This window comes from Zoogloea oryzae (genome assembly GCF_030161255.1).
Lineage (GTDB): Bacteria > Pseudomonadota > Gammaproteobacteria > Burkholderiales > Rhodocyclaceae > Zoogloea > Zoogloea oryzae.
The window spans coordinates 2,468-13,112 of sequence record NZ_BSPX01000096.1; the positions used below are offsets into that span (position 1 = coordinate 2,468).

Here is a 10,645-nt window from a genome sequence, read left to right on the forward strand (position 1 = left end):
CCATCATGTGGCCGGTCACCGCCGACACCGCCCGGGCCGCCGGCAGCAGCGTGGGGTCGGTCGATTCGGCCCGCGCGGCGATGAAGGCCGCCTCGGCCCCCACCGACGCGAGGCACTGGCCGAATTCGTCGTGCAGCTCGCGGGCCAGCCGGCGGCGCTCCTCCTCGCGCACCGCCAGCAGACGCTGGGCCAGCTGGCGCTGGGCGGCGAGGGTCTTCTGGAGCTGCTCGGCCAGGTGGTCGAAGCCGGCGGCGATGCGGCGCAGCTCGATCAGCCGCGGGCGCGGCATCCGCGCCGACAGGTCGCCGGCCTCCATCCGCCCGAGCACCGCCAGGATCTGATCCGCCGGGCGCAGCGCGCGGCGCACCGGGCGGTAGATCAGCAGGTTGAGCAGCAGGATCGCCAGGCTCATGCCCAGCACGGTGCGGATCTGCACCCATGCGGCGTGGCCCTCGCTGTCCAGATCGGGGGTGACGACGAACTCGCCCACCTTGACGCCCGGGTACTGGCCGATCACCCCGCGATAGGCGAGATCCGGGCCGATCAGCCGGGCCAGCGCCCAGCGCACCGGGGCCGGCGCCGCGCCGTCTTCGTGGAAGCAGCGGTTCACCACCGGGCGCTTGTAGAGGTCTTCCACCGCCACGCAGATGCCCAGGAGCGGGCCAATGCCGTCCAGCGACGCCAGGGTCAGGCCGTCCAGGCTGCGCCGGAAGGCGTCGCGCAGCTGGTCGGCCTCGCCGGCGATCAGCCGCTCGACGGTGACGCCGGAGCGGGAGATGTGGCCCCGGATGCGCTCCCGCGTCTGGTGGAGCACCACCACGGTGGCCAGCACGCCGATGGCCAGCGCAAAGAGGCTCACCCGCAGGAGCAGGTGGTGTTTGAGATCCACCGCGGCCGGAGCGGCGGGCGGTGCGGGCGGGCGATCGGTCATGCAGGCAGACGAGGGATGAGGACAAAGCCCCGCCTCAGGCGGCAGGGCGCGGTGCGCCCCGCAGATTACCCCATCCCCGCCGGGCAATTTGCCCGCAGCGCCACGGCCGCGCAGGGCTGCCGTGGCGTGTCTGCGATCAGCGGCGGCGGTGCAGCAGGCCGCCCACGCCCAGCGCGCCCATCAGCAGCGCCAGGCTGCCGGGCTCCGGCGCCTCATGCACCGAGAAGGCGGTGGCGTCGGGGCTGGAGAAGTTCAGCGCAAACGGGTCGCCGTTGTAGAGCGACACGCCGGCGAGGTGGAAGGTGGCCTTATCGTCGGCCAGGCAGAACCAGCCGTTGTCGCGGTTGGTGCCGGGATCGCCGCAGCGCACGCCCGCGGTGTAGGACACGAAGGGGTCGATGTTCAGCAGAAAGTCGTTGTCGAAGGTGTTCACCAGCTTGATGTCGGTGAAATCGAAGCTCCAGTTGCCCCGCTCGGGCAGGAACAGGCCGATGTCGATGGCTGCACCGTTTACGTCGAAATAGACGTTTTGCGACAAGACCGTGCCGTTCTGGCTGGTGGCCTTGAGCACGGAGGACACCGCCAGCGGGGTGAACTTCAGGTTCTCCTGGATCTTCAGGTCCACCCCGGCCTTCACGCTGCCGATGCCGATGTTGGCGCCCACGCCGGGCTGGGCAAAGGGCAGGCTGCTGCTCACGGAGGTTCGCTGGTCAAGGGCCGGCCCGGTGGCCAGCGTGCCGCTCAGGGAATAATTGGCACAGATGATGCATACGTCACCGCCAAGGGCATGGGCCGTCACGTTGATGTTGGCGCCGATCAGCGACGAGAGCGACCGACCGCCGGCCCCGGTGAAGGCAAAAGAACCCCGCCACATCTCGCTGTCACCACCGGCCCAGTCCATGTACGAACCGCTGATGGTGCCGGCGTAGGCGCCGGAGATCGTGCCGGTGCTGGCCGACACCGCGTACGAGATGCCCAGCCCGTCCGAACCGAACATGCGCGACGAACTGAAGCTCGCCGACGAGCCGCCGGGCCCCCAGAAGCTCTGGCTGGCGGCGTTGAAGACGAGATTCTGGCTGTAGCTGACGACGGTAGCGTGGGCGGCCGGCGCAACAACGGCACCGGCCAGCAGCGCGGCTGCCGTCCAGGATTTGAAAGACATGGTGAGACCCCCTGAAGCGTGTTGTTTTATCGACATGACAGGCCGCGACGCAAGCGCTGCCTGTGGAGCCCAGCCTATCCGACAAAAGGTTCCAGATCGGTTACACCCGGCTACCATCCGCCCCGGGCGGAACAAAGCCCCGGGCGCGCCAGTCCGACCCGCATACGTCAAATAACAATCATTCCCCCAACACGATCATGCCGACCCTCGAAACCCTGCCCTTCGACAACGCCTTCGCCCGGCTGCCAGACGCCTTCTACACCCGGCTGCCGCCCACCCCGTTGCCCGATCCCTACCTCGTCGCCGCCAGCCCCGCCGCCGCCGCGCTGATCCAGCTCGACCCGGCCGAGTTCACCCGGCCCGAGTTTGCCCAGATATTTGCCGGCAACCAGCTGCTGCCGGGCAGCGAGCCTCTGGCCGCGGTGTATTCCGGTCACCAGTTCGGGATGTGGGCCGGCCAGCTGGGCGACGGCCGCGCCCACCTGCTGGGCGAAGTCGCCGGCGCAGGCAGCGGCTGGGAGATCCAGCTGAAGGGCGCCGGCCAGACGCCCTACTCGCGCTTTGCCGACGGCCGCGCGGTGCTGCGCTCGAGCATCCGCGAGTTCCTGTGCTCCGAGGCGATGGCCGCGCTGGGCATCCCCACCACCCGCGCCCTGTGCGTGGTGGGCTCCAACAAGCCGGTGCGCCGCGAGACCATCGAAACCGCCGCGGTGGTCACCCGCCTCGCGCCGAGCTTCATCCGCTTCGGCTCTTTCGAGCACTGGGCCGCCCGCAAGCACACCGATGAACTCCGCCAGCTGGCCGACTACGTGATCGACCGCTTCCGCCCCGAGTGCCGCGACGCCGCCAACCCCTACGCCGCGCTGCTGGCCGATGTGGCCCGGCGCACCGCCAGCCTGATGGCCCAATGGCAGACGGTGGGCTTCATGCACGGCGTGATGAACACCGACAACATGTCGATCCTCGGCCTCACGCTGGATTACGGCCCCTTCGGCTTCATGGACACCTTCGACGCCGGCCACATCTGCAACCACTCCGACGACCACGGTCGCTACAGCTACCGCGCCCAGCCCCAGATCGGCCACTGGAACCTCTACGCCCTGGGCCACGCCCTGTCGTCGCTGGTGGGCGAGCGGGCCGACGTGCAGGCCGCCATCGAGGACAACTACACCGCCACCTTCGAGGCCACCTTCATGGCCCGGGTGCGCGCCAAGCTGGGCCTGGCCGACGCCCTGCCCGGCGACGAGGATTTCGTCGGCGAGACCTTCGGCGTGCTCCAGCGCCTGCGCATCGACTTCACCCAGTTCTTCCGCCTGCTGTCGTCCCTGCCGGCCGAGGTGAATGAAGCAGAGCGCGCCGCCACCGACGCCCCGCTCCGCGACATCGTGATCGACCGCTTCGCGCTGGATGCGTGGATCGACCTGTGGCGCGCGCGACTCAAGGCCGAAGGCCGGCCCGATGCCGAGCGCCAGGCCGCGATGCGCGCCGTCAATCCCAAGTACGTGCTGCGCAACTGGATCGCCGAATCGGCCATCCGCGCCGCCCAGGCGGGGGATTTCAGCGAGACGACCACGGTGCTCGCGTGCCTGTCGAAGCCCTTCGACGAGCAGCCCGAGTTCGAACGCTTCGCCGCCCCGCCGCCGGATTGGGCGGGGAGCCTGTCGGTGAGCTGTTCGAGCTGAACCCGGGCCTCGGCGCAGGCGGCCGGCCGACGGCCAGGCGGGGCTCGGATCAAGGACGGAGCAAAGCTGCACGAATCGTGAAAATTTGTGTCAGATTTGAACCTGCCGTGCCGTAAAGTCCTGCTGGCCCCACCGGAGTCTGTCCATGCCCTTTTCGCCGCCGGCCCACATTGCGTCGGCCCTTTTCGTTCACAGCCCGGAGGCCCTCGTCTGCTGCCGCCGGGACGGCGAGATCGTTGCCGTCAATAAGGCCGCGTGCCGGCTGGTCGGCTACGGGACGGACGGCCTCCTGGGGCACAACCTCGCCGGGCTGAGCGAGACGCAGCCCCTGCCCGGACTCGACACCGCCGCCGAAGGCGCTCACTGGCAGGGCGAGTTCCACTGCCGGCGCGCCAACGGCCCCACCTTCATCGCCGAATTCCACGCCAGCGCCTTCCAGACCGACGCCGAGGGGCTGTGGATCTGCCTCGCCCTGCGCGACATCACCGGGCAGCGCCACGCCGAGCAGCGGCTGCGCGCCAGCGACGACCGCCATGCCCGCGTGCTCGAAGGCAGCAACCAGGGTTTCTGGGAATGGAACCTCAAGACCGGAACCTTCGAGGTGAGCGCCCGCTTCGAGTCCATGCTCGGCTTCGAGCTGGGCGAACGCGACCTGTCGGTGTCGGAGTGGCCCAAGCTCGTCCATCCGGACGACTTTGCGGCCGCCACGGCATCCATCGAGCGCCATCTCCACGGCCACGCGCCCTTTCATGAGGTCGAGCTGCGCTGCCTCACCAAGGACGGCAGCTGGAAGTGGGTCCTGACCAAAGGCCGCGTCGTCGAATGGGACACCGATGGCTCGCCGCTGCTGATGGCCGGCACCCACTCGGACATCTCGGAGCGCAAGCGCGTCGAGGCGGAACTGAACGGCTACCGTCACCACCTCGAGACGCTCGTCCGCCAGCGCAGCGCCGAGATCGACACGCTCTACAATCAGGCGCCCTGCGGCTACCACTCGATCGACATCCACGGCCAGTTCGTCGCCATCAACGACACCGAACTGCGGATGCTCGGCTACCGCCGCGACGAGGTGATCGGCAAGCTCAACATCCGCGACGTGCTGGCGCCCCACGAGATCGCTCGTTTCGAGCGGCAGTTTGCCGAGTTCATCAGAACCGGGCGGATCTCCGACGTGGAATTCGACGTCCGGCGCAAGGACGGCAGCGAGCTGCCCGTGCGGGTGAGCGCCGAACTCATCCGCCATCCGGACGGCAGTTTCGCCTTCAGCAGCACCACGATGAGCGACAACCGCGAACGCAAGGCGATGGATGCCCACATCGCCTCGCTCCACGCCGAATTGCAGCGTCGTGCCGCCGAGGCAGAAGCCGCCAACAAGGCCAAGAGCGCCTTCCTGGCCAACATGAGCCACGAAATCCGTACCCCGCTCAACGCCATCATCGGCATGACCCACCTGCTCAACCGCACCTCGCTCGATGCCCGCCAGGCGGCGCAGGTTGGCAAGATCGACGCCGCCGGCCGTCACCTGCTGCAGGTCATCAACGACATCCTCGACATCTCCAAGATCGAAGCCGACCGGCTGCAGCTCGAACAGATCGTGCTGAACCCCGCCGCGCTGCTCCACGAAGCAGCTGCGCTGATGGAAAACCGCGCGACAGAGAAATCCCTGCGCCTGAACGTTGAGGCGCCAGAGGGGCCACCGCACCTGATCGGAGACCCGACGCGGCTGCGTCAGGCATTGCTCAACTTCGCCAGCAACGCCATCAAGTTCACCGACCGGGGCCGCGTCACCCTGCGCCTCACCCTGGCAGACGAGAGCGACGACGACGCGCTGTTGCGCTTCGAGGTGGAGGACACCGGCCCCGGCATTGCGCCGGAGGTACTCGCCAGCCTGTTCTCGGCCTTCGAGCAGGGCGACAACGCCACCACCCGCAAGCACGGCGGCACGGGCCTCGGCCTGGTCATCGCGCGTCGCCTGGCCGAGCTGATGGGCGGCGAGGCCGGCGCCAACTCGACACCGGGTGTCGGCAGCGTGTTCTGGTTTACTGCAAGGCTGAAGAAGGCGGTCAGCCCGCTGGCCCAGCCCGAACCCGAGGCTGACAACCTGGAGGCGCTACTGATGGGCGCCCTTCATGGGGCGCATGTGTTGCTCGCCGAGGACGAGCCGGTCAACCAGGAGATCGCCCGCGAGCTGCTTGGCGAGCTGGGGCTTGTGGTGGATGTGGCCAACGACGGACTGGAGGCCGTGACGATGGCCGCGGCCAGGCAATACGCGCTGATATTGATGGACATGCAGATGCCTGGCCTGGATGGCCTCTCAGCCACCCGCGAGATCCGCGCGGCACCCTGGGGCCGCGACGTGCCGATCATCGCGATGACCGCAAACGCCTTCTCGGAGGATCGCCAGCGCTGCACCGCGGCCGGGATGAACGACTTTCTCTCGAAGCCGGTCGAGCCGGCGCTGCTCTACGCCACCGTGGTCCGCTGGCTGCGCCAGCACTGAGGCCGACGCTCAGAAGCGCCAGCCGCCGTGGCTCCCCACCACGGCGCCGATCACCACGATCAGGCTGAAGGTCAGCAGCACCACATGCACCCGCTGGATGCGCGCCATCGTGCCCAGCGGGTCGCGGCGGGCGTGGGCCTGGAAGAGCTTGTGGAGCACGAAGGGCTCCAGCACGAAGAGCATCAGCGCGAAGATCGTCCACACCGCCACCATCCCGTGCATCCACCACCAGCCGGCAAGATCGGCAAAGCGGCTCCAGGCGTCCAGCCGCCAGGTCAGCCACAGGCCCGAAGCCCCCGCCAGCAGCACGCTCCAGCGGGCGATGGCGGCAAAGCGGTGCTCCAGGCGCTCGAAGAGCTCGAGCTGACTCGCCGCCTCGGCCTGGGCCCGGCAGGCGGGGATCAGCACCATCGTCACGAAGGCCACGCCGCCGATCCACAGCAGCACCGCAAACACATGCAGCGCCCGGGCGATGGCAAAGTCGTTGAAGCCAGTCACTGGGATTTCCTTTCCGGTTTCGGCGCGGCAAAGGCCGCCTCGTTGTGGCGCGCCGCCTCGCCGGCCACCCACTGGAGCAGCGGGCCGCGGGGGTTGTCCTGCTGGGTGGTTTCGCAGGCGCTCACGCATTGGGCACACTGGGTGCAGGTGAACATCGTGCGCTTGATGTTGCGCGGCTTGAGGCGCATCGGGCAGACGTGATCGCAGGCGCTGTAGCAGCTGGCGCAGTCGGCCGCGCGGTCGCGCTCGAAGCCGACCACCATCGCCTCCCGGTTGCCCATCCACGCCAGGCTCTGGAACATCCCCACCGCGCAGGCGTAGCGGCAGAACAGGTGGCGGGCGAAGAGGAACTCCGCCGACAGCACGATGGTGCCGGCAGTGATGAAGATGAACTCGTTGCGCGTCGGCGTGCCGGCCAGCAGGTGGCCATACACCTGGAAGGGCGGCAGCAGGTAGGTGAGCAGCACCACCGCCCACACGAAGGCAAAGCCCACCGCCAGCGGCACGGTGATGAACCACCAGCGCTTGTCGTAGCGCACCGGGCGGCCATCGGGCTCGCGGGGTGGCAGCGCGCGCGGCTCCCACACGCTGGGCTTGCCGGTGGCCCGGCGCATGTAGGCGTTGATCGTCTCGACCACCGAGAAATGCGGGCACAGCCAGCCGCAGTACAGCCGCCCCCACTTCCACGACACCCAGATCAGCACCCCACCGGCGACGAGGATGGGCAGCAGCACCCGGCCGATCACCCGCCCCACGGCGCCCAGGGCGTCGATGCGCCCGGCCGAGAAATCCTCCAGCCCTGCGTGCCATTCAAAGCCCAGCAGCCAGGCGTGGCCGGCCACCAGGTCGTAGCGCAGCAGGTTGAACACCGGCGCCAGGACGAACAGCACGAAGAACCCGGCCTGGGCCCAGCGCCGTAGCCGCTGGCGACCGCCGTCGGGTGGCGCGGCGGCGGTGCCGACCGGCTTGATGGGGATCACCCGCGCGTTCATGCCGTCGGCCCGATGAGCGGAAAACGGAAGGGCTTGCCCGCCAGCGCCTTGGCCAGACCGATGGCGCCGCAGAAGATCAGGGTGGAATGGCAGGTGGTGAAATACAGGATCACGATGATCCAGGTGTGGGGTGAGTCGTAACCGCCCGCCAGGATGATGGCGGCGTTGGCGATCACCAGCAGCGCGCCGGCCCACAGGCTGGCCGCCAGCGTCTGGCGCAGGTGGTTGCGGGCCAGATCGGGCGCCCGCTCACGCTCGCGGAACCACAGCACCAGCAGCGCCACGAAGGCGATGCCCGGAACGATCATCAGGTTGGCGAGGTAAAGCGCCTCCGCGGCGACGGCGATCTCGCGGCCGGGGGTGTTGAAATCAAGGCTGGGATCATCCATGGCAGGCCCAGCTTAGTGCGCAGCGGCCGGCGCGTAATTGATGCACCGCAAGACCGGCCGGCACGCCGCGAGTACGCCGGCGCTCAGATCACCTCGAGCAGCTTGCCGCGCAGGTGCTCGGCCTCGCGGCGGCCGTCGCGGGAGCTGACGATGGCGTAGTACCACTCGTCGAAGAGGGCGCGCAGGTCGGCCTGGTTGCGGGCAGCCTCGATGCGGTCCTGGAGGGAGCTCGTGCCCAGCGCACCGACGAAGGCGTTGAGGGTGTTGAGCATGAAGTTGCGGGCCTTCTGGAGGCGCACCGGATCGTCGCCCGGCGGGTGCAGCCGGAAGGTCGTCATCGACGGCATGGCGGCCGGCGTCTCGTGGGCCCGTCCGCCCGGCCCGGGCACGCCGGCCATCTCGATGTAGCCCTCTTCCTCGAGCAGGCCCAGGGTGTGCTGGAGGTCGTCGTACTGGAGCATGTCGCGCAGCTCGGCAACCGTGCGTTTGCCATCGACAAAGATCAGCACCCGACGCACCCGTGGGCTGAGCCCCCCGGCCCGGCTGGTGATCTCGGCGTGCCCGCGCTCGGTCTTGGTAAAAATGACGGCCATGCTGTCTGTCTCCCCGTGTCCCGTGGTGCCGGGTGGTGATTGCTTTTATCGGGACATTGTAACGATGTCATGCCGATGCGGGCAGCCGCCCATTCAGATTGTCGTCACCGGGCAGAACCGCCCGCCGGGCCGTATAGTCGGGGGGTCTTCCTCATCCTGCGAGCTGCTCATGCGTCCGATCCTCTGTCTGCCCTTCCTGCTTGTCGCCACGCTGGCCGCTGCGCCAGCCTCGGCCATCGACGTCGACCTGTCGATCCGCGCCCCCGGCGTATCGCTCTACATCGGCGACCGCAACCCCGATGGGCGCTACTGGGACGGCGACCGCTGGCGCGACGAGGGCTGGTGGCGCGACAACTGCCATCGCTACGAGGGCCGCAAGAACTTCCGCGGCCGCTGCGAACCCCACCCGGGCCGTGGCAACGAAGGCCACTGTCCGCCGGGCCAGGCCAAGAAGGGCCGCTGCTAGACCGCCAGGGCCAGCCGCTCGGCGAGCCCCACCAGCTCGTCCGAGCGGGCGAGGCCGGTCACGAAGCGCCGGGGAATCCCCGACAGCCCCGCCTGGGCGCCCGCCAGCGCACCGGCGAGCATCGCCCGGGCGAGGTTCTGCCCGCCGCCATTGACGGCGTGGAGCACCGTCGATTCGAAGTCGCCCGCAAAGCGCGCCGCCAGGTAATACGCCGCCGGAAACTGGTGATACACCGCGCAGGGCATGCCATACACCAGCGAGGCTTTCCACGCGGGCTCGATGCGCACGCCGGGGTCGAGCGCCGCGCGGGCGATGTTGGACGGGCCCAGTAGCGCGTCCGGCGACGGGAAGCGCCCCAGGGTGGGCGCCTCGGCGCCGGTCGGGGCCTGCAGGTTGCCGCTGGTCACCGCATGAAAGGGCAGCTCGCCGGATTTGACCCGCGCCATCAGCTTGCCCGACAGCTCGCCGTCGAGGGTGTGGCCTTCCACCAGCATCCCGAGCACCGCGCCAAAGGCGACGGTCATCGCCAGCACCGTGCCGTCGGTCTGGGTGAGCGCCGTGTTGCGGGTGACCGCCGACGCCAGCTCGGCCGGCTGGCGGGCGTAGCGCACCGCGATGGCGAGGATGCGCTCGGCGGCTTCGGTGGTGTCGGCGTTGCCGCCGCAGGCGCCCCACGGCTGGCCATCGACGACGCGCTTGCGCCAGGCTTCGCGGATCGACTGGCTGGTGTAGCCGCCGGGGCCCGCCATGGGCGTGCCGTCGATCTGCGGAAAGAATTCGGTATCCAGGCGCCGGCAGAAATCCGCTTCGTCGTAGCCGCCCCGCTCCACCAGCGAGCGCAGGGTGAGCTCCAGCAGGATGCCGGCCTGGGACGGGTCGCCGGCCTTGAGCCCGGCGTGGTAGCGGCCGGGCCTGGGGTCGGTATAGCCGGTGATCCATTCGCCGAAGTCGGCGCGCAGTTCGTCGAGGTTGTAATACCAGTGGGGCCCGAGGGCGAGGGCATCGCCGATGAAGGCGCCCAGCAGGGCACCGGCGGCGCGGTCTTGGAGGCGGTCGGCGGGCATGGCGGTCTCCGGCTGAAAGCAGGTCAGAGCCGCGGCGCAGCCCCTTGTTCCATCGTAGCCGCGAAAAACGTCCATGCCAGGCGCAGGGCGTCGGGCCCGGTGGGGTCGGAGAACGCCTGCCCGGACGCGCCGCCGCTCCACGCGTGGCCCAGGCCGCGCACCCGCAGCAGGCGCACGTAGGGCTGGCGGCCGGTCTTCCAGTCGTGGCGGACCACCGCGCGCCGGGTGCGGCGCTTCACTTCGTCCTCCTGCTCGCGTGGGATCACGCCGTCGGGCAGCAGGTCGAGCCACAGCCCGGCGGAGGCGCGGGCGCTCTCGAAGGACACCACCGGGTCCAGGTCGCCGTGGATCAGCACCAGCGGCGGCAG

Annotated in this window: 10 protein-coding genes and 1 pseudogene; 3 read left to right on the forward strand and 8 right to left on the reverse strand. The window is 69.4% G+C overall.

What is annotated here, in order from left to right; all coding sequences use genetic code 11:
- Window positions 1–931: HAMP domain-containing protein (locus QQK25_RS20545; RefSeq protein ID WP_284189637.1), on the reverse strand; the 931-nt coding region annotated here is incomplete at its 3' end.
- A 136-nt stretch (window positions 932–1,067) separates the two neighbouring features.
- A complete protein-coding gene (locus tag QQK25_RS20550) occupies window positions 1,068–2,093 on the reverse strand; it encodes a PEP-CTERM sorting domain-containing protein (protein WP_284189638.1) in 1,026 nt (341 codons plus the stop codon).
- 197 nt (window positions 2,094–2,290) lie between these two features.
- Between QQK25_RS20550 and QQK25_RS20555 the strand changes: the two genes are divergently transcribed.
- The gene (locus QQK25_RS20555) at window positions 2,291–3,775 is read left to right on the forward strand and encodes a protein adenylyltransferase SelO (RefSeq protein WP_284189639.1); all 1,485 of its coding nucleotides are present in this window, start codon (window positions 2,291–2,293) and stop codon (window positions 3,773–3,775) included.
- Window positions 3,776–3,920: 145 nt separating this feature from the next.
- A complete protein-coding gene (locus tag QQK25_RS20560; protein WP_284189640.1) occupies window positions 3,921–6,275 on the forward strand; it encodes a PAS domain S-box protein in 2,355 nt (784 codons plus the stop codon).
- A 9-nt stretch (window positions 6,276–6,284) separates the two neighbouring features.
- Here QQK25_RS20560 and QQK25_RS20565 read toward each other — a convergent pair whose 3' ends face one another.
- From QQK25_RS20565 to QQK25_RS20580, 4 genes are all read right to left on the reverse strand, one after another.
- Window positions 6,285–6,773 carry a hypothetical protein gene (locus QQK25_RS20565; RefSeq protein WP_284189641.1) on the reverse strand — a complete coding sequence of 163 codons (489 nt, stop codon included), beginning with the start codon at window positions 6,771–6,773 and terminating at the stop codon, window positions 6,285–6,287.
- Complete coding sequence (locus QQK25_RS20570; protein ID WP_284189642.1) at window positions 6,770–7,765, reverse strand: 4Fe-4S binding protein; 996 nt, start codon at window positions 7,763–7,765, stop codon at window positions 6,770–6,772. The genes QQK25_RS20565 and QQK25_RS20570 overlap by 4 nt, the downstream gene beginning before the upstream one ends.
- On the reverse strand, window positions 7,762–8,154 hold the full coding sequence (locus QQK25_RS20575; RefSeq protein ID WP_284189643.1) for a magnetosome magnetite crystal formation protein family: 393 nt from the start codon (window positions 8,152–8,154) through the stop codon (window positions 7,762–7,764). Before QQK25_RS20575 ends, QQK25_RS20570 begins: the two co-directional genes overlap by 4 nt.
- A gap of 83 nt (window positions 8,155–8,237) precedes the next feature.
- The gene (locus QQK25_RS20580) at window positions 8,238–8,747 is read right to left on the reverse strand and encodes a hypothetical protein (RefSeq protein WP_284189644.1); all 510 of its coding nucleotides are present in this window, start codon (window positions 8,745–8,747) and stop codon (window positions 8,238–8,240) included.
- A gap of 169 nt (window positions 8,748–8,916) precedes the next feature.
- On the opposite strand from QQK25_RS20580, the gene QQK25_RS20585 reads away from it, so the two are divergent.
- Entirely contained in the window at window positions 8,917–9,213 is a 297-nt protein-coding gene (locus QQK25_RS20585; protein WP_284189645.1) for a DUF2502 domain-containing protein, read from the forward strand.
- Here the strand turns inward: QQK25_RS20585 and QQK25_RS20590 are convergent.
- Window positions 9,210–10,277, reverse strand: coding sequence for an ADP-ribosylglycohydrolase family protein (locus QQK25_RS20590; protein WP_284189646.1), 1,068 nt, complete (start codon window positions 10,275–10,277; stop codon window positions 9,210–9,212). The two genes, QQK25_RS20585 and QQK25_RS20590, sit on opposite strands and share 4 nt — an antisense overlap.
- A 23-nt stretch (window positions 10,278–10,300) precedes the next feature.
- Window positions 10,301–10,645 (reverse strand): annotated as a pseudogene (locus tag QQK25_RS20595) (extracellular catalytic domain type 1 short-chain-length polyhydroxyalkanoate depolymerase); the annotation flags it as partial.

Coding starts and splice junctions, on each gene's coding strand:
- QQK25_RS20550 (WP_284189638.1), bottom strand. CDS start 2,093: ATGTCTTTCAAATCCTGGACGGCAGCCGCGCTGCTGGCCGGTGCCGTT.
- QQK25_RS20555 (WP_284189639.1), top strand. CDS start 2,291: ATGCCGACCCTCGAAACCCTGCCCTTCGACAACGCCTTCGCCCGGCTG.
- QQK25_RS20560 (WP_284189640.1), top strand. CDS start 3,921: ATGCCCTTTTCGCCGCCGGCCCACATTGCGTCGGCCCTTTTCGTTCAC.
- QQK25_RS20570 (WP_284189642.1), bottom strand. CDS start 7,765: ATGAACGCGCGGGTGATCCCCATCAAGCCGGTCGGCACCGCCGCCGCG.
- QQK25_RS20575 (WP_284189643.1), bottom strand. CDS start 8,154: ATGGATGATCCCAGCCTTGATTTCAACACCCCCGGCCGCGAGATCGCC.
- QQK25_RS20580 (WP_284189644.1), bottom strand. CDS start 8,747: ATGGCCGTCATTTTTACCAAGACCGAGCGCGGGCACGCCGAGATCACC.
- QQK25_RS20585 (WP_284189645.1), top strand. CDS start 8,917: ATGCGTCCGATCCTCTGTCTGCCCTTCCTGCTTGTCGCCACGCTGGCC.
- QQK25_RS20590 (WP_284189646.1), bottom strand. CDS start 10,277: ATGCCCGCCGACCGCCTCCAAGACCGCGCCGCCGGTGCCCTGCTGGGC.